Source organism: Thermoclostridium stercorarium subsp. stercorarium DSM 8532 (assembly GCF_000331995.1).
In the GTDB taxonomy this organism is placed as follows: Bacteria; Bacillota; Clostridia; order DSM-8532; family DSM-8532; genus Thermoclostridium; species Thermoclostridium stercorarium.
Genome location: NC_020134.1, coordinates 162,318 through 185,124 on the forward strand (window position 1 = coordinate 162,318; position 22,807 = coordinate 185,124).

Annotated in this window: 19 protein-coding genes and 1 pseudogene; 16 read left to right on the forward strand and 4 right to left on the reverse strand. The window is 40.3% G+C overall.

What is annotated here, in order from left to right:
- Positions 1–23: 23 nt before the first annotated feature.
- The 7 genes and pseudogenes from CST_RS00710 to CST_RS00740 all read left to right on the forward strand — a co-directional run bounded on the left by CST_RS00710 (position 24) and on the right by CST_RS00740 (position 9,576).
- Positions 24–1,148, forward strand: coding sequence for a polysaccharide pyruvyl transferase family protein (locus CST_RS00710; RefSeq protein WP_015357877.1), 1,125 nt, complete (start codon positions 24–26; stop codon positions 1,146–1,148).
- Positions 1,149–1,191: 43 nt separating this feature from the next.
- On the forward strand, positions 1,192–2,382 hold the full coding sequence (locus CST_RS00715) for a Coenzyme F420 hydrogenase/dehydrogenase, beta subunit C-terminal domain (protein WP_015357878.1): 1,191 nt from the start codon (positions 1,192–1,194) through the stop codon (positions 2,380–2,382).
- A 61-nt stretch (positions 2,383–2,443) separates the two neighbouring features.
- Complete coding sequence (locus tag CST_RS00720; RefSeq protein ID WP_015357879.1) at positions 2,444–3,346, forward strand: LicD family protein; 903 nt, start codon at positions 2,444–2,446, stop codon at positions 3,344–3,346.
- A gap of 69 nt (positions 3,347–3,415) precedes the next feature.
- On the forward strand, positions 3,416–4,141 hold the full coding sequence (locus CST_RS00725; RefSeq protein WP_015357880.1) for an IspD/TarI family cytidylyltransferase: 726 nt from the start codon (positions 3,416–3,418) through the stop codon (positions 4,139–4,141).
- Positions 4,129–5,211, forward strand: coding sequence for an NAD-dependent epimerase/dehydratase family protein (locus CST_RS00730; protein ID WP_242823567.1), 1,083 nt, complete (start codon positions 4,129–4,131; stop codon positions 5,209–5,211). Before CST_RS00725 ends, CST_RS00730 begins: the two co-directional genes overlap by 13 nt.
- A 98-nt stretch (positions 5,212–5,309) precedes the next feature.
- Positions 5,310–7,150 (forward strand): annotated as a pseudogene (locus CST_RS00735) (polysaccharide biosynthesis protein).
- A gap of 143 nt (positions 7,151–7,293) precedes the next feature.
- Positions 7,294–9,576, forward strand: coding sequence for an S-layer homology domain-containing protein (locus tag CST_RS00740; RefSeq protein ID WP_015357882.1), 2,283 nt, complete (start codon positions 7,294–7,296; stop codon positions 9,574–9,576).
- Between the two features lie 80 nt (positions 9,577–9,656).
- Here the strand turns inward: CST_RS00740 and CST_RS00745 are convergent, their stop codons facing one another.
- On the reverse strand, positions 9,657–12,368 hold the full coding sequence (locus CST_RS00745) for a glycoside hydrolase family 2 (RefSeq protein ID WP_015357883.1): 2,712 nt from the start codon (positions 12,366–12,368) through the stop codon (positions 9,657–9,659).
- A 141-nt stretch (positions 12,369–12,509) separates the two neighbouring features.
- On the opposite strand from CST_RS00745, the gene CST_RS00750 reads away from it, so the two are divergent.
- Positions 12,510–12,716: a hypothetical protein gene (locus tag CST_RS00750; RefSeq protein ID WP_015357884.1), complete on the forward strand. Its 207-nt coding sequence runs from the start codon at positions 12,510–12,512 to the stop codon at positions 12,714–12,716.
- Positions 12,717–12,830: 114 nt separating this feature from the next.
- On the opposite strand, the gene CST_RS00755 is transcribed toward CST_RS00750, so the two are convergent.
- Entirely contained in the window at positions 12,831–13,943 is a 1,113-nt protein-coding gene (locus CST_RS00755) for a stalk domain-containing protein (RefSeq protein ID WP_323054214.1), read from the reverse strand.
- Positions 13,944–13,955: 12 nt separating this feature from the next.
- On the opposite strand from CST_RS00755, the gene CST_RS00760 reads away from it, so the two are divergent.
- Both CST_RS00760 and CST_RS00765 read left to right on the forward strand, forming a co-directional pair.
- Positions 13,956–14,471, forward strand: a complete 516-nt coding sequence (locus CST_RS00760; RefSeq protein WP_275450130.1) for a sensor histidine kinase — start codon at positions 13,956–13,958, stop codon at positions 14,469–14,471.
- 18 nt (positions 14,472–14,489) lie between these two features.
- Entirely contained in the window at positions 14,490–16,061 is a 1,572-nt protein-coding gene (locus CST_RS00765) for a response regulator transcription factor (protein ID WP_015357887.1), read from the forward strand.
- A 16-nt stretch (positions 16,062–16,077) separates the two neighbouring features.
- Here the strand turns inward: CST_RS00765 and CST_RS00770 are convergent, their stop codons facing one another.
- Positions 16,078–16,275, reverse strand: a complete 198-nt coding sequence (locus tag CST_RS00770; RefSeq protein WP_015357888.1) for a hypothetical protein — start codon at positions 16,273–16,275, stop codon at positions 16,078–16,080.
- Between the two features lie 172 nt (positions 16,276–16,447).
- On the opposite strand from CST_RS00770, the gene CST_RS00775 reads away from it, so the two are divergent.
- From CST_RS00775 to CST_RS00800, 6 genes are all read left to right on the forward strand, one after another.
- Positions 16,448–17,758 carry a nucleotide sugar dehydrogenase gene (locus CST_RS00775; RefSeq protein ID WP_015357889.1) on the forward strand — a complete coding sequence of 437 codons (1,311 nt, stop codon included), beginning with the start codon at positions 16,448–16,450 and terminating at the stop codon, positions 17,756–17,758.
- A 63-nt stretch (positions 17,759–17,821) separates the two neighbouring features.
- Entirely contained in the window at positions 17,822–18,274 is a 453-nt protein-coding gene (gene mscL / locus CST_RS00780) for a large-conductance mechanosensitive channel protein MscL (RefSeq protein WP_015357890.1), read from the forward strand.
- A 16-nt stretch (positions 18,275–18,290) separates the two neighbouring features.
- Positions 18,291–18,809, forward strand: coding sequence for an antiterminator LoaP (gene loaP / locus CST_RS00785; RefSeq protein ID WP_015357891.1), 519 nt, complete (start codon positions 18,291–18,293; stop codon positions 18,807–18,809).
- 28 nt (positions 18,810–18,837) lie between these two features.
- Complete coding sequence (locus CST_RS00790) at positions 18,838–19,812, forward strand: AAA family ATPase (RefSeq protein WP_015357892.1); 975 nt, start codon at positions 18,838–18,840, stop codon at positions 19,810–19,812.
- 5 nt (positions 19,813–19,817) lie between these two features.
- Complete coding sequence (locus CST_RS00795; protein WP_015357893.1) at positions 19,818–20,879, forward strand: DUF58 domain-containing protein; 1,062 nt, start codon at positions 19,818–19,820, stop codon at positions 20,877–20,879.
- A 24-nt stretch (positions 20,880–20,903) separates the two neighbouring features.
- Positions 20,904–22,187 carry a hypothetical protein gene (locus tag CST_RS00800; RefSeq protein ID WP_015357894.1) on the forward strand — a complete coding sequence of 428 codons (1,284 nt, stop codon included), beginning with the start codon at positions 20,904–20,906 and terminating at the stop codon, positions 22,185–22,187.
- Between the two features lie 67 nt (positions 22,188–22,254).
- On the opposite strand, the gene CST_RS00805 is transcribed toward CST_RS00800, so the two are convergent.
- Positions 22,255–22,671, reverse strand: a complete 417-nt coding sequence (locus CST_RS00805) for a hypothetical protein (RefSeq protein WP_015484828.1) — start codon at positions 22,669–22,671, stop codon at positions 22,255–22,257.
- Between the last annotated feature and the right edge of the window lie 136 nt (positions 22,672–22,807).

Sequence of the window (22,807 nt, forward strand, 5' to 3'; positions counted from 1 at the left end):
ATAGCTAAAGGGGAATAAAGTAGATGAATATAGGAATAGTAACGTGGTTTCACTATATAAATTATGGGACAGTGTTACAGGCATATGCACTGCAACAATTTTTGAAAAAAGAAGGTTATAATTGTGTTATTGTTAATTACATACCACAGTTAAAAACAGTTTTAGAAAAAATAAAATATGGAAAGTACATAAAAAGAACCAAAGACAAAATAGAATCCATTAAGTTTAGGTCATTAAGACCAGAAATAAAAAAGCAGCTAATTGAAAGAAAAAATTTATTTAGAAGTTTTGTAGAGAGAAATATAAACCTGACTACGGAAATTAAGTCAAATGAGGATTTGCGAAAACTAAACAAGTCAATTGATTGTTTCATTTGTGGAAGTGACCAAATTTGGAATCCTGAAAACTTGAATGGGATCTATTTTTTAAATTTTGTTGATGATGGGAAAAAGAAAATAGCATATGCCCCGAGTTTTGGGGTAAGGCGTATACCGGTTTTTAAGAAAAGGAAAATTCAAAAATGGATTAACAGGTATGACAAGCTTTCAGTCAGAGAAGAAGTTGGCGTTAATATTTTAAAATCTTTAACATCAAAAAAAGCAGAAGTAGTATTAGATCCTACACTTTTATTAAGCGAGCATGATTGGGAAAAGATAATGGTTTCACCCAATATTAATGATGATTACATTTTATGCTATTTTCTTGGAGATAGAAAAGAGTATTGGGATGCAGTTGATAGTTTAAAGGACCAAACATCTTATAAGGTGGTAGTAATTCCGGTAAAGTTCAATTCTTTTCTTAAAAATTATGATATGAGGATTTCTGTCGGGCCGGAAGAATTTATTGGATTAATAAAAAATGCAAAATTTATTATGACAGATTCATATCATGGCACTCTTTTTTCAATTGTATTTAAAAAAGATTTTTATGTATTTAAAAGATTTGATGATAAAAAAAAGGATTCTCAGAATTCCAGGATTTATAATGTACTAAAGATGTGCAACCTTGAAGAAAGAATAATTAATAATGATATTACAGAAAAATGTAAAACTGGTATTCATATAGACAATTTTGAAGACGTTTACGAAATTATTAATGATAGAATTGAATATTCCAAGAATTTTTTACTAACTGCTTTATCTGAGTAAATGATCTTCTTTAAATGTTATTAGAGTGTGAGAGATAAAAACTATGGTAAGACTGTTTGAACAAAAAAAGGATTGCTGTGGCTGTTTGGCATGTAAAAATGTATGTCCTAAGCAAGCTGTTACAGTAAAACCCGATGAAAATGGTTTTATTTATCCGCAGATAAATGAAGAACTATGTATAGAATGTGGATTATGCAACAAAGTTTGTGATTTTAAGAAAGTAACGGTTGATGGTAATATTCCGTTATACACATACGCGGCCATTAACAAAGACAAAAGTGTATTGGAAAATAGTGCATCAGGCGGGGCTTTTGGCGCATTGGCAAATTTTGTTTTCAACAGAGGTGGCGTTGTATTTGGATGTGCATATGATGACAAGATGTATCCGAAGCATGTATGCATAGATAATTTAGCTTATTTGGAAAAAATTCAGGGTTCAAAATACGTTCAAAGTGATATTGATGATACATACATCCAAGCAGAGAATTATTTAAAAAATGGGAAATGGGTATTATTTACGGGAACTCCCTGCCAAATCGCAGGGTTGAAAGCATATTTAAGAAAGGATTATGATAGGCTCATTACAATAGATTTAATTTGTCATGGTGTTCCCAGTGTGAGCTTTTTTAAAGGGTATATTCGTTATTTAGAAGGAAAATACAAAGGAGAAATCATAAATTTTAAATTCAGGGATAAATCAAAAGGATGGGGACTCATAAGTGAAGTTGTTTATAAAAAACATAGTAAAATATTAAATAGAGTGATTTATCCAGTTGAATCATATTATTATACTTATTTTTTAAATGGTGATATTTATCGAGAAAGTTGTTATGAATGCAAGTATGCAGGCAAAGTCAGAGTAGGAGATTTCACCATAGGTGATTATTGGGGAGTTGAAAAAGTTCATCCTGAAATAAACACAAAAAATGGTGTGTCTGTTTTATTAGTTAATAGTCAAAAGGGGTCAATGATAGCAGGCGAGTTAGCAAATTATCTTTATTTGATTGAATCTTCTTTTGAACAGGCTAAAATATATAATGCTCAGTTAAATAGCCCCGTGAAAAAAAGCCTTAATAGAGAAGCAATATTTAAAACATGGCGTGAAGGTGGATATAGAGCTGTAGCAAAAGAATATTATAAGGCAAATAAATGGAAGATTATTTTTGCGAGAGTAAAAAGGCTGATACCAAATCCTGTTAAGAAATATTTAAAGAAAATGATAAAAAGAGGATAGAATAAAATTCCATTAAGTCTTTATTAAAGTGTTTTATATTAAAATTCAGAGGGGATAAAAAATGATATATACCAGAAAAGTGGCTGCAGATTTAGTTAGAAAATCAAAACTATTATATAACTTGAATCAGGACGAATCTAATAAATTAAAACAATGTCTACTTGAGATGTACTCAGATATTCTAAGGGTTTGTGAAAAATATAATATCAGAGTTATGCTTGGAGGGGGTTCTGCTTTAGGGGCAGTCCGACATGGGGGTTTTATTCCTTGGGATGATGATTTGGATTTGATAATGCCAAGAGAAGATTATAATAAATTTATTAGTGTATTTGACAAAGAATTATCTGATTTATATGAAATTACTTCACCCAATTCGAAATATAATGTTAGCAATACTTTTACAAAAGTTTACAAAAAGGATACAATTTTAGTTGAAATGTTTAATGCTAATAGTGATGTCCCAAAAGGCGTTTATATCGATATTTTCCCAATTGAGTATGTACCAGAAAACAAATATATTAGACTTTTAAAAGGTTTTTTTGCGAATTTAACCTACTATATTGGATATTCAGCTATGATCTATCAATTACGAAACGATATACTAAAAGAGTATTTTTCAGCTTCCTTAGCTGGTAAGGTAAATTATAGATTAAGAACTACCATTGGGTTTTGTGCCTCATTTGCTTCATATAAAAAATGGTTTAATTTTTATGATAGAGTTCTCGCGAGGGGAAAAGACAGTAATTTATGTGGTATTCCTTCGGGGAGAGGACATTATTTTGGTGAAATACTACCAAAAGAAGCATTTTTACCACCCAGGGAAATTTTATTTGAAGGTCGAAAAGCATACGTTCCAAACAATGTAGATCTTTACCTCAGAAATTTGTATGGAAATTATATGGAAATTCCGCCCATTGAAAAAAGGGAAAGGCATTATTTTATTGAATTTAAAATAAATGATTGATTTAAGAATTTGACAAGATACTATCCTCAATTTTATAAAAAATATAACAATGAATTTGGAGGGAAAGCTATGAATATAGCAATTATTATCGCTGGTGGAAAAGGGGAAAGAATGCATCAAGATATTCCCAAACAGTTTATTAACGTAAATGATAAGCCTGTAATTATATATACCTTGGAGGCTTTCCAGGCTCACCCTGATATTGACTCAATATTTGTTGTCTGTTTGGATGGCTGGCACGAAATTTTAAGAGCATATGCCAAACAATTTAATATAACAAAACTGGAGGAGATTGTTTCCGGTGGCGAAACTGGACAGGCTTCTATAAGAAATGGGGTATATGCTGTAAAAGAAAAATATAGTGATGATGACATTGTAATAGTACACGATGGTATCAGGCCGATGGTTTCGGCGGAAATAATATCTGATTGTATTGCTAAATGTAAATTATATGGTTCTGCTGTGGCTGCGATACCTTGCGTGGAGGCTGTACTTGTTACAGATGATAAGGAAAAATCAAATTCTGTGTTTTTTGATCGTAATAAAGATCGTAATAAATTAATGAGGATTCAAGCCCCACAGGCATTTCATCTTAAAAAACTTGTTTGGGCCCATGAAGAAGCGAAAAGAAGAAATATAACAAATTCAGTAACTTCTTGCACGTTGATGATTGAATTAGGTGAAACTGTTTATTTTTCAGCTGGTTCCGAAAAAAATATTAAATTAACAACAGTTGAAGATATTGAAATATTTAAGGCACTTCTTGCTACGAAGAAAGACGATTGGTTAAAGTAGGTGCAAGGATGTTTTATAATAATAGGATTTATAGAGAAGACTTAAAATACATTTTTAGAACTGTAAATTCTCTTGATAAACTTAATAATTGCAATGTTCTCGTTACTGGTGCAAGTGGACTGATCGGCTCTTTACTTGTAGATGAGTTAATGTTTTGTAACGAAATAGGCAAATTCGGAATTAATGTTTTTGCTTTGGGGAGAAATAAATTAACTTTAGAAAAAAGGTTTAAAACACACTACAATAATAAATATTTCCATATAATACAACATGATGTCAGTTACCCCCTGGATTGCAGTTACAAGTTTGATTATATTATCCACGCTGCGAGCAATGCATATCCTCAAGCATTTATAACCGACCCTGTCGGTACTGTCATGGGGAATGTATCAGGTGTATACAATCTTTTAGAATATTCACGAAAAAATGGGCTAAAAAGATTCCTTTTTGTATCATCGGGTGAAGTATATGGTGAGGGAATAGAAGATAACATTGAGTTTGATGAAAAATATAGTGGGTATGTTGACAATACAAATATAAGGGCATGTTATCCAAATGCCAAGCGGACAGCGGAAACTCTTTGTGTTGCGTATACTCATCAATATGGGATTGAAACTGTTATAGCAAGGCCTTGTCATGTATACGGGCCAACTTTTACATCAAAAGATAATAGGGCTTCGTTCCAATTTATAAAAAATGTTATAAATAATGAAGATATAGTAATGAAAAGTAAGGGATTACAAATACGATCATATTGTTATACTTCAGATTGCGTTTCCGGAATCCTAACAATTCTGTTGCATGGAGCAACGGGAAATGCCTATAACATAGCAAATAAGAAATCTATTGTTTCCATTAGAGAAATAGCGGAGATAATAGCTGAAATAGCTGGTAAAAAGATTATTACAGAATTACCCAGTGAAATTGAAAAAATGAGTTATAATCCTTCAACAAGATCCGTTCTCAATGCAAATAAGCTGGAGAGTTTGGGATGGGAACCCAAGTTTGACATGAGAACTGGTTTGGAGAGAACAATTAATATTGTCAAGCAAGTATATAATCAAATGTAAAAATACAATCCACATTAGTTTTTCCTTTAATATAATTAAATATTATGTTAAAATAACAATGAATTTTCCAGTTGAAAGATCTGAAGGAAGGAAAAACAGTGAAGCAGAAACTTAAGTCAGGATTATTTGTTTTGTCTGATGTAGTCTTGTTAACAATATCCTTTTTTTGTGCCTATTTAATCCGGTTTGATTTGGATTTCAATACAATACCTAAGCATTTTTTAGACCGGATGCTAATTCTGCTTGGAATATCAGTTGCCCTGAAAATAGCTGTATTTATACCTTTTAAGTTATACAGCAGCCTCTGGAAATATGCCGGTGTTTATGAACTCGTTAGTATTTTTCTTGCTTCATCAATAACAAACGGTATTCTTTTTGTGTACATAGCGTTTGTGGAAAGGCTTGCACCGTGCAGCATTTTTGTTATTACAGGAATGTTTGATGTTTTGCTTATCGGCGGTTCCAGAATGACTTATCGTTTGTACAGAAGGCTTGTATTGGGCCGGGTAATCAGACTGGATGATATTAAAAGAGTGCTTATTGTCGGTGCCGGAGACGCTGGTGCCATGATTGCAAAGGAAATGGAGCTTCATCCGGAACATAAATACAGGCCTGTTGCGTTTTTGGACGATGATAAATTTAAACAGGGAAAGAAAATTAACGGTATTCCCGTTTTGGGTGGAATAGACGATGTAGTTGATATCGCGGAAAGAAAGCATATAGATGAAATTATTATTGCAATTCCTTCTGCAAAGCCTGCGGTTATTAACAGAATTTATGAACAGTGCGCAAAAACCAAATGTAAGGTTAAAATCCTTCCTTCAATGTCGCAGCTGATTGACGGAACAGTGATGTTAAAAAGGGTCAGAGACGTTAATATAGAGGATTTGCTTGGAAGAGAGCCTGTTGTCGTGGATTTGGAAGAAATCGCAGGATATTTGAGCGGAAAGGTTGTGCTGGTTACCGGTGGCGGAGGTTCGATAGGCTCGGAACTGTGCAGGCAGATTGCTTCTTTTGAGCCGAAAAGACTTGTAATGTTGGATAACTATGAAAACAGCCTGCATGATGTATATATTGAATTAACAAGAAAATATCCTGAACTGGATATTATGCCTGTAATAGCTAATATCCGTGAAATGGACAGAATGGAGGAAGTTTTTGATACATTTCGTCCCAATATGTGTTTCATGCCGCAGCTCATAAACATGTGCCTTTAATGGAAGCCAACCCTGAGGAAGCAATAAAGAACAATGTGTTTGGAACGTGGAATGTTGCCCACTGTGCGGATAAGTATAATGCCGAACGTTTTGTTCTCATTTCCACCGATAAGGCCGTTAACCCTACAAATGTAATGGGCGCGACAAAACGTATTGCGGAGATGATAATACAGGCACTTGATACAAGAAGTAAGACAGAATTCGTTGCTGTGCGCTTTGGTAATGTGTTGGGAAGCAACGGAAGCGTTATTCCGTTGTTTAAAAAACAGATCGAAGAAGGCGGGCCTGTTACAGTTACGCACCCGGATGTTACAAGATTTTTTATGACCATACCCGAGGCGGTTCAGCTTGTAATACAGGCAGGGGCGATGGCGGAAGGCGGAGAGATATTTATACTTGATATGGGAGAGCCGGTCAAAATTCTTGATCTGGCGAAAAATATGATAAGGCTTTCAGGGTTTGAGCCATATAAGGACATAGATATCGAAATAACGGGTTTGAGGCCCGGAGAAAAGCTGTACGAAGAACTTCTTTTGAATGAAGAAGGGCTTAAGGCAACAAAACATAACAAGATATATATTGCAAAACCGCTACATATTGATTATGAACTTCTGAAGAGAGAGCTTGAGATTCTGAAACAAAAGGTATATAAATCACCGGATGCCAATGAACTAAAAGAATATGTAAAAGTACTCGTTCCGACATACAAAATGGCACAATAAACGGTCGAACTCCCCGGAAAGGGGAGTTTTTTTATGCCTAAAAGGAACTTTTTTTATTAAAATTTGTCATATTATCATATACAATATTTTCTAATATTGATATAATTAAAGTGAAAAATTTGATGCAAAGGGGAAAACGAAAGATGAAAAGAAGATCGGTACCGGTTACGTTTCTGATTGTTACTTTGTTGTTTACATTCAGCTTCTCATCATTTGCAATACCGGCAAACGTATCACTTCTGGAAAAGGCGGATTTCTTAAGTACTCTGAAAATTCTGGAAGGTTCTAATGGAGATTATCTTTTAAATGAAAAATTAAGCAGGGCAGAGGCTGCCACCTTTGCAGTAAGAATTCTTGGCCAAAACTTACACGTATTGCTGAATGATGATTCTTACAGGAAAGCATCAGCGGTTTTCCCGGATGTTAATCCTAATCATTGGTATGCCCCGTATGTTGGTTACTGCGCCCAGGCGGGCATACTTAGCGGCGATACATCTGGGAATTACAAGCCAAATGACTATATTACCGAAAAAAGTTTTTTAAAAATAATTCTGAGCATACTGGGTTATGAAATTAACACCGACTATACATGGAACAATATTTATAAAAAGGCTTTTGAAGTGGGGCTTGTAACCGACCTGAGCTATATTTCAAAAGAGGACGACAATACCGATTTCAGGCGTTCGGGTGCTGTAAATATAATGTACAACGCACTGATGCTGAAAGAAAAAAAGACCGGTAAGGAGCTGTTTTACAAGTTAATAGACGCAGAAGTTATAACAAGAGCGGAAGCCATAAAATTGGGCTTGATAGAAGACGCCGTGGAAACCGATATAGAAGAAATAGTGGTATTTGACCAGCAGACGGTATCCATTATATTCAACGAACCCATCAAAGATTTTGATTCCATACTCATTTATAAATCCACGGACGAAGATCAGGAACTGGATTATGACATAGAAGATTTCGAGAAAAACTATATCACCCTTAAAACAAAGAAACAGGGGCCCGGAGTGGAATATACCATTGAGATAAGAGGTGTGGAGGATACCGACGGCAATGTGAAGGAAGTTCTGTACGGCGCTTTTATAGGTGCCAGCCCCGATGAGGTGGAATCCAACTTTTTCAGGATCAATAAAATAGAACCTGTAAATGAAAAATCAATAAAAGTATATTTTACTCATCCGGTAAATCTGAACAGCGAAAACAGCATATATTACACCATTTACGACGATGACGATGATAAATTTGCAGAAGGCAGTAAAGACCAGCTTCTGGTGCGCACCGTGGTGTCCGAAAACAATTGCGTGCTTTTGACGCTGAAAACGGGTTCATTTACCGCGGATAATGTTTATACCCTTGTAATAAGCGGGGATATGACAAGCGCATATGGCGTGAGACTGAATGACGGCAAAAATGATGAGATGACCTTTAAGGCGGTGGGAGGAGAGTCGGATTATTTCCGGCTGGAGGAAGTTTTTGCTTACGACAGGGAAACGCTGCTGTTAAGTTTCAATAAGGAAGTGAATCCGTTCCTCGCACAGCAGATTTACAATTTCTATTTGACCGATGAAAACAACAAGCCCATTAAAATTGAGCATATCTCAATTGAAAGCCAGGGCGCGAACACCGGAAAGGTTTTATACCTGAACATTGAGGGCAAATTCGTAAAAAATGCGAAGTATTATATAACAATCAATAACCTGAACGATATTACCAGGCAGGAATATATCACCGAGATGACCTATTCCTTTGAGGCGGACTATGGTTCAACCGATGATTTTGATATCCAGGATATTGATGCGATAGACAGGCAGACAATTGAGGTATATTTCACAAATATTCCTGATGCGGACAGCGCCGAAGATGAAAGCAATTACTATGTAAGGCCGAAAAAAGGCACGGGAAAGATTTATCCTGTACGCGCGCTGTATGAGCCTTCAATACATCCTTACAGAGTGGTGCTGTTCTTTAACGACGGCGATTTAAGCGCCAACAGGGAATATGAACTCAATGTAAGTTACAAGTTTAAGGATTACCTGGGAAATGAACTGGGCGAAAACATTTATGATTACTTTAAAGCTTCGTCAGTGGCAAAAACTGCTCCTTCCATTGTAGGAGCGGTGCCGATTTCAACCGATGCCGTAAAGCTTGATTTTGACAAGGAAATTGCGTTTAACCAGAATAACCTTTCGCCTGCAAATTATACCCTTGAGTACAGTTACAATAATATGACCATAAAAAAGGTTCCGTTAAGTGTGCTGTATGTAAATGCGAGAACGCTGGTTTTGAAATTTGACAGGCTTGAATATGACATTACCTATACGCTTAAGTTTACAAGCATTGTGGATTATACCGGGGCATCATACAAGGTAACGGGCGAGGGCAAAAACTTCGTGGAGTTCCGGCTTGAGGAAGAAGAGTAAAGAATAAAAGTGACTAAGAATAAAAATCAGGCATATCCTTCTGAAGACAACTCAGAACCGATATGCCTGATTTTTTATTATCAGCCAAGCACTGTTTCAGGATTAAATTCCTCCGAAGCCATGTACTTCAGAATACTATGTAAAAGCTGCCTTGCTTCGGGTTTGTCCTGAATGGAAAAGAGGTCGCTTGCGCATACAAACACTTTGCCTTTTTTGTACCGTCCTTCAAACAACAGTCCAAGCCTGTGGTTCCTATCAAAGTTGTCTATTACCTGAACGACAGGATTAAGCCCGGGCGCGGCCTTATCCAAAATTACCGGCCTGGAATTCGTGATTATATGCCACCACTGCCAGTCGCTGTAATAGTCGCACGGAAATTCTTTTAATGCCGGGTGATTATTATTGCAGAGTATCCCCAGGGTACCGGGCGCTACAGGCTTACCGGCGTCTTCACAGGCCTTCCGGAACATCGGGTAACACCAGAAATCCGGAGCAAAAAAGCCTTCTACGCTGTCTATTTCAGTATTCTTGTCAACAACGAAAAGAACGGTTTTACCCTCTTTAAGCAGGGATTTGGCCTCTTCTGTGTTATTCGAGACACAAATTTCCGATGGAATTGTGATATCGGTTTTCTTCGGATATACCCAAATCGAATAATGGTTTTTAATGTCCGAGTTCTTAAACTTAAGGTTTAACGTCAGTTTTTCAGGTGCTTTTACCCCTTCAAGGTTCAATTTTATTTCTCCTGCCGTATCAACCGTTCCCTGGCGGATTTCAGGCACCTCCAGAAAACCTCTGAAATATGTTTCTTGGCCGTTGCCAATCCACCACTCGATAACAGTGTTGTCAATATCACCGGCCCCGTAGTTGGAAACCTTTATTTCGGCACAGAACTCTTCACCGGTGGTATAAGTGTATTTGTCAAAGCAGGCAAGCAATACAATGTCCGAACAGAATTCCCTCCATTCTTCCGGAGTGACAAATCCTTTGGAATGCATGAATGAGTCAAGTATTCCCACCAAAGCCGTACCCTGACCGGGGAAATCCTGCAAATCCAGAAGCTGAATTCCGCCGAAACCGGGGGTTCTGAGCGCCGCTTCGATTTCTTCCTTATAACAAAGCACCGCAAGTTTTCCCGAAGCTTTATGAAAATCGTCAGCCTTATCCAGTATTCCGGCCTTTTCGGCCCGCTGTCTGAATGTCTCAAGATTATATGGTTTTAAAACGCCGGTATATTTTTCTATTTCTCTGAAATTCGGGTATGACTGATACTGCCCAACTTCATGACTTATTACCGGAATTGGTATGTTTGATATGCTGTCTGCATAAGTTTTCCTTGTGTTCGGAGGGCCTGCCTGTATATGGCCGAGGGGTTTGTCAGCGTGGGAAAAGGAACCTCGCACCATTGAATCACCGGGCGCTGTACGCATTGTTACCCAAAAATCGCTTTCGTCGGGAATTTTAGGATCCCACAAAAATGAGTTTGAGCCCTCACTGTAAAGCAGGCGGCTGTCGTATTCTCTCAGGGTTTTTATAAGTTCTGAAATGGCCCTTCTGCTTCCGCTAAGTTCATTGCCGGCGGAGAACATGACAAAGGACGGATGGTTTGCAAAGGTTTTTATGATGGCCCGCGCTTCACTGTAAAGGTAATAAAATGCGTTTTCATTGTAGTCCTTTTCACCGGGCTCGTAAAAAGGACCCCAGTACGGAAGCTCAACCTGAAGGAAAATTCCCAGCATGTCGGCTGCGGTGAAACATGCCTCAGGAGGACACCATGTATGGAATCTGTAATGATTGATCCCGTATGATTTGGCAATCTGAAAAATTTCCAGCCAGCTTTTTAAGTCCATTGGCGCATAGCCTGTCAGCGGAAAGACGCAGCAGTCGGTTTTCCCCCTTAAGAATACCGTTCTTCCGTTAATGTTAAACTGAGTTCCTTTGGCTGAAAATTCACGCATTGCGAAAGTAATTTCTTTTAAGCTTATGTATTTTTCGGCGCCCGTTGTTGAAAGCTTTGCGTAAAGCCTGTACAGCGAGGGGGAATATTCATCCCATAACAGCATATTGTCGCCGATAAAATATTCTATGTCAATTTCAGTTGTCTGATTTTCAAGGCTTATGTTGTAGCTCACCTCGGGTACGTTGTGGGAATCAGGGCTGTTAAAACTGTTGGCTTTTAACCTCAGGATTCCGGAAAGTTTTTTCCCTGTTTCATTTCTTATTTGCACCTTAAGCCTTACCTTTTTTCCCCGTATATCCGGATAAGCGTTTATATCATTTATCCAGACAGGATCGGTAGCCGTAAGCTCAATTCTTCCGAGAATACCGTTCCAATTGGTTTGGGTGTCAGGAGATGTCTGGTGGCTTCCAGGAACGGGAAGTTCTGAATTGTCAACCATAATTGTCAGCCTGTGAGGACCGGGGTCTATGCGGCCCAGTTCGTACAGATGAGGGGTACAGATACTGTTCTGTGTCCCGATGTATTTGTCATCAAGCCAGACGTGGCTTATTCTGGTACGTTCAAGAAAGAGCAGGATATATTTGTTTTTCCAGGCTTCGCTTATTTCAATCTCTTTTTGGTACCATGCGTACCCGATATATATGTATTCTCTGGTTAGCCTTTCTGTTTCGTGTTTTTCGTTCTTAAAGCCCTTTTTGTTCTCATCGGTGGTTCCGGGAAGGATAATTTTATCGGTAAGTTCGTTTTCATAGTATTTTCCGGTGATGCCCGCTTTCTCCGGGTCCAGAGAGAATTTCCACTCCCCCGAAAGGGATATGGTATTTACGTCCATTACAGATCCCCCATTTCAAGAATTATGTGTTTTTATTTCTATTATACATTAAGCATAGAAACCTCCGTAAGCTTGTCGGTATTACATAGACGCATATGTTTATAAAAGTGATCTGTCAGATTAAAAGCATTTCCTACACGAATGCTTGAAAAGAAAGTTTACAGTGTTTTTAAGTTAATTCCGAAGGAAGGAATAACGGTTAAAGATCTGGAGCGCTCTATAATTAATGATAAGGACGGCGAATATATTTTCAGTTCATTTTATTCTTTTGATGAGTTACCCGAAAACAACATATTAATTGGCAGGTTGAAATGTGTAAGAGATACATTATATATGACAGAAAGATGACAACAATATTTTGAAAAGCTGAAAAGTATATGTGAGGATTGACGGGGAAGTAAGGACGAAGTTTGAAAAAAGTTAAAAAAATTGGCTCCCGTTCCGTTGAGGGAGCCTTAAATTTCACTGATATTTCTTCAGCTTTTCATAAACGCTGTTTTTCTGGCTTTCGCTGATGTTGGGACAACTCAGTGCCCTGTTGTAACATTCTTTTGCCGATGTGTAATCCTGAATTTGGTAGTGAGCATACATATCCCCCAGACCTATCCAGTATGCGGCGACGTCAGGTTTTTCCGTGGTCAGGAATTTGAATATTTCCAAAGCCTTTCGGACATTGCCGAGAGTTGCATATGTCCAGCCGAGAGTATTCCATGCTTCATAATCCTTCGGCTGAATTTCCAGGAATTTTTCGAAGTATTCCGCCGATTTTTCCTTATCGGTGGAAGAATAAAGTTTTGCCAGTTTCAGCATTGCTCCTGCGTAAGACGGATCAATTTTCAGAACTTCGAGGAAGAGTCTTTCGGCTTCGGCGGAATTTCCACTGTTTAACTCCGCAACCGCCTTGTCGTAAACTTCGGTGGGACTGGAGTTTTCCAGCCTGATTGTAACCATGTTTTTGTCCTGATTGAAATCAACCTCGGCGCCGAATATTTCGGCAATAAACCTCACAGGAACGTGGGTTCTGTTGTATTTTACCTGTATCGGAACGTCAAGGGTGCGTTCCTCGCCGTTTACCCGGATGATATTGCTTCCGTTCCACATTTCAACCCTGGTATCGCCTTTTGACGCCCAGATTGTGCCGGTGGAAGAATCCCAGCCCACGGTGGCGCCAAGGGCTTCCATAATACCCCTCAACGGTACCATTGTCCTTCCGTTTGAAAAATAAGGATCGGTGTCAAAAAACATTTCCCTGCCGTTCAGCTGAATGCGTACCGGTTTGTCCTTTTTCCGGGTTATTACTATGGCATTGCTCAAGTTTCGCGTAGGAGCCGTAATGATTTTATTGTCGAACATTAGTGCCGAGGAAGCGCCGCCGTCCAGGTTTATGGCGTTTACGATACCTATGTCTTTCAATATTAAGGCGAGTTCGTTAAGGGTTACATTATTCACTGTGCCCATTACCAGATACCGATCTTTGGTTTCGCCGATGAAACTTCTCTGGGCACGCCCTGTGACTTTACTGTCGGTAAAGCCTTCCTTCGCGGCATTTACCACTATTTCTCCGTTCCGGGGTATGGCCTTGACAACATTTCCAGCATGGTAAGGGCGCTAAGCAATATGTTCAGGGCAACCTTGGATCTTCAGGATAATATAAGTCTCAGGGAGGAACTGAATATACTTGAGAACTACATTACAATTCAAAAGTTACGTTTTGAAGAGAGATTGGATTTCAGGATGGAAGTTGATGAGGAATATCTGGACTTGACAATACCAAAGCTTACTCTTCAGCCCATTGTGGAAAATTCCATCAACTACTGTCTTGAAAAGTTTGAAGGGATCTGCCAAATCCGCGTATCAGGCTGCAAAAGGGACGGGTGCGCGGAAATAAGCGTTAAAGACAACGGCCCCGGAATGGACAGGGAATTTGTCAACAAGCTTCTGAGCGGTGAAAGCAAACCCACAAGGAGGGGTATAGGACTGAAAAATATAGACGAGAGACTCAGGCTTTTTTACGGCGAAAATTACGGCCTTATTATAGAAAGCGAACGCGGAAAGGGAACAACGGTTATAATCCGGATTCCTGCGGAAAATAAAAGTGTCTGAGAAACAGGGGGAGAGTTTATGTATACTCTCTTAATTGCCGACGATGAACGTGCGGTTAGGGAAGGGATTTCAAAAGCTATACGGTGGTCGGATATTGGTATAAACAGAGTTTTGCTTGCCGCAAACGGTAAAGAGGCATACGACATAATATTGAAGGAAAAGCCCAATATCGTCCTTACCGATATAATTATGCCTGTACTTACGGGGATTGAGCTGGTGGAAAAAGTAAGGCCTCTTATGCCGGAAACACAATTCATCATCCTTTCGGGGTATAATGAATTCTCTTACGCTCAGAAAGCAATTCAGAATGAAGTGTTGCAGTACCTTTTGAAACCATGTGACGCCGACAGCATTAAAGGAAGTGTTCAGAAAGCCGTTTCAAGGATTCAGAATATTGAGAAAAAAGAACGTTTTATAGAATCCATGAAGGAAAATGTGGAAAAGCTTCTGCCGCAAGCCAGGGAGCAGTTTTTCCGCGATCTTTTCCAGGGGTCGCCGAACATTCGGAGCCTGGAACCGTATGAAAAACTATTTGATTTGCATGAAGGACCTTACCGGATGCTGCTTTTTAAAATAGATGAGTATGATTATGTTAAGCTGCTGGCTTTAAAAAGCCTGGTGGAGCAGAATTTCGGAGCTGGAAACGTAACCGTATGCATTATTATTAACACTTATGTTGTGCTTTTGACGGGTATGACAGATTTTGATAGCCTGTCCAGGATGGTTGAGAAAATTCAAAAGCAGTGCCTTTCGGTTTATAATGTCGAACCCACCGTGGCGATAAGCAGCGAGGGGGTTATTTCAAATGCGGCACAGATGTTCAGGGAAGTCAAGGATATTGTAAAATTTGAATTCTATCTTGGAGAAGGAAAGATTATTACAAAGGACGATGTCAACGTATTCAGAGCAGATTACTCGTTAAATTCCGATACTCAAATCGAGGAGCTTTCGGCCGCTATCCGCAGCGGGAACGTTGATTTGGTCAGGTGCATTATAAACACCATTTTCAATTCTTACAGGATAAACGGGTTTGACATTAACAGAGTGCGGGCGTGCGGCATTGAACTGTATATAATTATAATAAAGCATTGCGAGGACTGTGAGATCAGTAAGCGCATCAAAAACATAACCAAAATAAATGAATGCAATACCGTTTCGGAAATTAAGGATTTTATCCTCAACACGGCAACGGCGCTGGCAAAGAAAACCTATGATTCGGTGATAAGCGGTCAGAACAGGGTAATTGAAAAGGTAATAAGGTACGTGCATGAGAATATACACGACGAAAATCTTACACTTCAGTATATCGCGTCGAAAATACTTTATCTGAATGTGGATTACCTCGGGAAACTGTTTAAAAAAGAAACAGGCATGCGTTTTTCTCAATACCTGTTAAAAGTCAGGATGGAAAAAGCAAAAGAACTCATAAAACAGTCCCCTGGCGACATTAAAATATACGAAATTGCCAACGCCACGGGTTTTGCCGGTAATCCCTCATATTTCGCCAGGGTATTTAAAAAGTATACCGGCTGTCTGCCGAAAGAATTTAAGTATGAGCTGGATGACAAAAAAAATAAAGTTATTTCATAAATTCAGTGCTCAATAGTCATTGTAATTTTGAAGTTTTATTTTTTGAATACTTCACTGTCAGATACAGATTAAAGACTGAAAGAAAAGCAAAACCGCAACCCAGAACCAGTTCAATTATGCTTCTTGCCATGCTGACAAAAGAATATATCAAAAGGATCCCTATCACAGCGCATACGACAGACACTAAAACCGAAACGGCTTTTTTCCCTTTCATCACCCTTTACCTCTCTTTTTTTTCAGTCAAGGAAAATAATATCAGAAATAACCTGAAGAATCAAATTACAAAAATATTATATCTTTGTTACTCCTTTTAAAATAAATTCAAATCAGATATAATCGAATTACAAGTTAAAAATACATAAAGAGACAAAAGAAGGAGTATTTTTATGGGAATATATAATGATCTTTTGGATCGTAAAAAAAACCTTGCCGTTGTAGGGCTTGGATATGTGGGAATGCCCCTTGCGATAGAGTTTGGAAAGAAAATAAACGTTATAGGTTTTGATACAGATAAAAGGAAGATTGAAAATTATCTGAACGGAATAGACGTTACCGGGGAAGTGGGAAACGAGGCGCTGAAGAACACAACCGTCGAGTTTTCCAGCGACGAAGGCGTTTTAAGCCGGGCGTCGTTTTATATAGTAACAGTACCTACTCCGGTGGCACAGGACAAAACACCGGACCTTAACCCGCTGATTGGGGCAAGCACCTCAGTCGGAAGGCATCTTAAGAAAGGGGATTATGTTGTATACGAATCCACCGTTTACCCCGGTGTTACCGAAGAAATATGCATACCCGTGCTGGAAAGGGAATCTGGGCTTAAGGCAGGTACCGATTTTAAGGTGGGGTATTCCCCCGAGCGGATAAACCCCGGCGACAAGGTCCATACCGTAACAAAGGTTTTGAAGATTGTTTCGGGAATTGACGAGGAGGCGCTGGAGGAAATAGCCAAGGTTTATGGGATAATTGTCGAGGCCGGGATTTACAGAGCCGAAAGCATAAAGGTCGCAGAAGCTGCAAAGGTTATTGAAAATACTCAGCGGGACATTAATATTGCTTTCATGAATGAGCTTTCGATTATCTTTAACAAAATGAACATAAATACGAAAGCCGTTCTGGAAGCTGCCGGAACAAAGTGGAATTTTCTGAAGTTTACACCGGGGCTTGTGGGCGGCCACTGTATCGGCGTGGATCCCTATTATTTGGCCTATAAAGCCCAGCAACTGGGTTATCACCCCGAAGTTATCCTTGCCGGCAGAAGAATTAACGACATGATGGGTAAATACGTGGCCGAAAATACCGTAAAACAGCTTATTAAGGCCGATAAACAGATCAAGGGCGCAAGGGTGTTCATTATGGGGCTTACGTTTAAGGAGGACGTACCCGATACAAGGAATACGAAAGTAGTGGATATAGTTCATGAGCTTCAGGAATACGGCATTGAGGTGTTTGTTTCGGACTACATGGCAAACAGCGAAGATGTGCTTGACGAATACGGGATAAAACTTGCGGAATATGACGATGTAAACAATGTGGATGCGGTTATAATGGCGGTGTGCCATAAAAAGTACAGGGAAATCACACTGGACATGCTTGAGAAAAAGTACTCCAAAGGAACAAAGGTTCTTATCGATGTAAAAGGAATGTTCTCTCCGAAAGAGGCTGCTGAAAAAGGGTATTTATACTGGAGCCTGTAAAACAGGAAACGGGTTTTGTTCTCCCGCTTCCCGCCGCTGTGACTGCAAGGGGGTTGAGTACCTGTGCTGAAAGAATTTAAACAGTTTGCGCTGAAAGGCAATGTTCTTGACATGGCGGTCGGAGTTATTATAGGCTCGGCTTTCGGGAAAATTGTCACTTCTCTTGTAAATGACATAATAACTCCGATACTGGGGATTTTTCTGGGAAAAATCGACGTAAAGGATTTAAAGCTTGTAATACGGCCCGCTGAAGGGGAAAATTCCGAACTTGCGATTTTGTACGGGCAGTTTCTTCAAAATATACTGGATTTCCTGATTATTTCAATATCCATATTTGCTTTTGTAAGGCTTGTTGCTTCCCTGAAAACCAGGGCTGAGTCTTTACTTGTGAAAGACAGGGAGAAAAAAGAGGAAGAAGAAAAAAGGGAAGAACCCCTGAAACCTTCAAAGGAAGAGGAGCTTCTGGCCGAGATAAGGGATTTGCTGAAAGAAATGCAAAAACAGAAAGATATATGAAAACAGGGTGTTTGTTATGGACAAGGATTCAGCATGGTATGCTCTTTTTGTAAAAACAGGAGAAGAAAACAAGGTAAAGGAACGGCTGGACTTCCGTTTCGGCGGGGAGCCCGCCGTAATGATCCCGAAAAAAATCATAAAGGAAAGAAAGAACGGGGTATGGCACAGGAGAATACGCAATTTATTTCCCGGGTACATATTTATACACGGCGTGCTGGATGAGCACGTCTACATGAAGCTGAAACGCGTTCCCGGCCTGTACAAGCTTTTATGCACCGACAGGGAACCCGTTCAGATACCGCCGAGGGAGATTGAGGTTTTCAGCCACCTTTTTGATGATGAAGATACAATCCAGGAATCCGATATACTTATGGAAGGGGATAGAATTGTTATTGTAAACGGTCCCCTGACATCATTGCAGGGCAGAATTCTTAAAATCAACAAAAGGAAAGGCAGAGCACGGGTGCTTCTGGAATTCCTCGGCGAGGAAAGGGTTATAGACCTGGGAGTAAACATTATAGAGCCTGCCAAGTAAGTATATATAAACAGGAAGGGTAATGCGTATGGATAATCGCAAATTAAAGGAACTTGCGGACAAACTCACTGCGAACGTTGAAAGGGTCATAGTCGGGAAAAGGGATATTATACGGAATTTATTCATATGTCTTGTCTGTTCGGGGCATGTTTTGCTGGAGGATGTGCCCGGAACGGGAAAAACGCTTCTTGCGAAAACCTTGAGCAGATCGCTTGACCTGGAATTCAGTAGAATTCAGTTCACCCCCGACCTTTTGCCGTCGGACGTTACGGGAATCCACTATTATGACCAGAAAAAGGGCGATTTCGTATTCAGAAAAGGGCCGGTTTTCACCAACATTCTTCTGGCCGATGAAATAAACAGGGCAACCCCAAGAACGCAGTCAAGCCTTTTGGAATGCATGGAGGAAAGGCAGGTTTCCACCGACGGAAAAACCTATCCTTTAAGCCCGCCTTTTATGGTTATAGCAACGCAGAACCCCGTTGAAACCCTTGGTACGTTCCCCCTTCCCGAAGCCCAGCTGGACAGGTTCCTTATGAAACTCTACATGGGTTATCCCGATACTGCGGAAGGTGTCGAAATACTGAAACGGTTCCGTTACGAAGATCCTCTGTCTTCAATAGCACCGGTTGCCGGAAAAGAGGACTTTGAAGGCCTTAACGACATTTTCAGGAACACTTACGTAAGCGATGATATTTATTCTTATATCATCCAGATTGTGGAGGCTACACGAAAACACCATGAGGTTATTTTGGGGGTAAGCCCGCGCGGAAGCCAGGCACTTCTTAAAACCAGCCAGGCCCTTGCGGCCATAAACGGAAGGGATTATGTGACGCCCGACGATGTAAAGCAGATGGCGATACCCGTTTTGGCCCACAGGATAATTGCAAGGCATTCGGGCAGCGAAAACGGAAAGCCGGTAACCCATTCCATCATCGAGCAGATTTTACAAAGGGTACCTGTTCCTTCTGAAGACAGGCTGAAAGAACAGGCAGGTGCTTAAGTGCAATGTGGGTTTACAAGCTGATTATTGCCGCGATTGTGGTACTTATTGTTGAATCGGTCGCAGTGATGAAATTCGGGCTTTCAAAAGTAAGTATTGAAAGAAAATTTGACACACTGCATGCCCAGCTCGGCCAAACCGTTCATATGATTGAAACCATAAGCAACAGGAAACTTTTGCCTGTGCCGTGGCTCAAAGTGGAATCGCGGATAGACAGCGGGCTTAGGTTTGGTCTTCAGGAAGACCTGAACATTCTTCAAGACGAATTTCACGTCAGTGTTTTTACAATGCTACCTTATACAAGGATTATACGAACCCATACCGTTAAATGCACAAAAAGAGGCTATTACCATTTAAAATCGGCAGCCCTTACCGCCCGTTCAATAACGGGGACCATCTCGGCGATAAAGGACGAAACAACCGACGCAAAGCTTTATGTTTTTCCGGGAACACTCACCCTTTCGGAACTGAACCTGCCGTCCCACAGCTGGCAGGGGGACAGGGTTGTAAGGCGCTGGATACTTGAAGATCCGCTCATTTTCGCCGGGATAAGGGAATATACCACGTCAGACCCTATAAAAAACATAAACTGGAAAGCGACCGCGCGCATGGGAACCCTGCAGGTAAATCAGTACGAGCCAACTGCAAATCATAGGCTGATGGTTTTTCTGAATGTGGATACCAAACCCGATCAATGGACGGTTACCGATGAGCCTGAAAGGGTGGAGTATGGCATTTCGGTGGCGGCGACCGTCCTGGAGTATGCCAGCAGGAATGTAATAGAAGCAGGATTTTGCACGAACGGGTATCTGAAGGATATGGAAAAGGAGCCTGTTAGAATTGAGCCGGCAGGCGGAAAAAATCATCTCGTTAAAATGCTGGAATGCCTTGCGCGCATGGTTATTTCAAGAAGCATAACATTTTATACGCTTCTGGACAGGGAACTGGAGAATAATCCGGGCAATACCGACTATCTTTTTATAACCGCATATGTGGATGACGGAATCGAGGAACGGATAAGAAGGCTCAGGACTAAGGGGAACGCCGTGGAAATACTGAGAATTTGATTAATGGAAAAGGCTTGATGGTATATGAAAAAACAGATATTTTTGAGATGGTTATGGTGCGTGCTGGAATATCTGATGTATTTCCCTTTGGGGTTAACGGTGGCAGGTTTGATTTTGCCTTACAAAACGGTGGTTACGCTTTTGCCGCTGCTTCCGGTGCATCTGTTTTTCGGCCTTGCTCTGACGGCCGTTCTGAAAAGGTTCAAAAATTACGTCGCCGTTTTTATTGGAATAATTTATGTAACTGCCGTGGTATTTATTTTCAAAACCGTAATTTTGACGGGGCTGGTTAAAGAAACTATTGCGGTTGCGGTAACGACGGTTTTTTTCTATATCTGGGGCATAGCTGCCGGAACACGGGATATAACCAACAGGATTTTTCTGTATTCGGGCGGACTGGTTATTCACATAATTTCCCTGTTTATTATAAACAATATCGAAACTTTGAAGCCTTACTTTGCAATGGCAATGTGGGTTTCAATCATTTACTGCCTTTTCGGCTTTCCTCTCGCAAACAGGCGTTTTCTTATAAATGAAACTTATGAGAAAAGCAGCCTGAAAACCATACCCGCATCTGTCAACAGGGGGAACGGGATCATTGTGTCGGTCCTTCTGTCGGGGATTATAGTCCTGTCTTTCTGGAGAGTTTTGCTGGATGCATTTATTTATATAGCCAGGTCAATAGCGTGGATTATACTGAAAATAATTGAATTTATGGGCTCGCTTTATCAGCCCGTGGAAGAGGGTGGAGGCGGGGCGCCGCAGGACATGATGGTACTTCCGCCCGCCGAAGAGCAGAATTCGGTTGCCGAAATATTGTTTTACGTGATTACCGCGCTTTTATTTGCCGGAATACTGTTTTTGGTTATAAGATATCTTGTGAAAAATTACAGAAGGATTTGCCATGCTTTGTATAACATGCTTTCGGCATTTTTCAGCAGGTTTCAGAAATGGAGTACAACCGAACAGGGCTACTTTGACCGGGAAGAATCACTGTTAAAGACCGAATTCCAGAGAAGGGCAAGGACGTTCGGAAAACTTTTCAGGCGCCACCCTAAATGGCGTGATATGAAGGATAACGAAAGCAGGGTAAGGTTTATATATACCAAATTTGTTATGGATTATATAAGAAAGGGGCTAAAAGTAAGCCTTGCAAACACCCCTGCGGAGGTTGCGGATAAGGCACGGAAATTTGACAAGGGCGAAAAGGATCATTCTTTGCTGAGAGATGTGTACAACAACGTCCGGTATGGCGATAAGAAAGTTGACGATGAAACGGTCAGAATTTTGAAAGACAGGTATCTGTAAAAAACGATGGCTCCGCGTGAAGCAGAGCCATCGTTTTTTATTCCGGAGAATATCATACCACCGGTCCTTAGAAGCATACGAAACTGCTGATATTCTCCAGATCTGTTCCGAAAAAGACCCAGTTAAATCCGGTCCAACGCCATCCCGCTACTGAACGTGGCCCTACAAACACAAGCCATGCCCAGAACTGCCTTCCGTTTTCAAGCCATATATATACGTAGCGGAACAGGCATGGCCGGATTGAGCCAGGGTCTACGGCGCGGATGGATATGCCATCATCCCTTCTTGAGGGGATAAATGAAGGCGGGGGTCCTTGCGGAGGTCCCTGTCGTCCGGGTACGCCTGTAGGAGGTCCGAATGGGGGAACTTCCTGCATTCCGGGAGGGCCAAATATGGGGCCGGAGGGCCCAGGAGGTCTACCCGGTATTGGCCGCCGGAAAAAGCCGTCGAAGGGAAGCTGTGCCTGGTATCTTTCATCCGGCATATTCATCACCACCTTTTTTCGGAACTTGTACTATATAATATGGTGAAAAAATTGATTTGGACACTATTATGTAAAGTAAAAAAGTCCCAGGATGTTGAAAATCCCGGGACTTCTTTCAGTACCTGTTTTTGTGCTG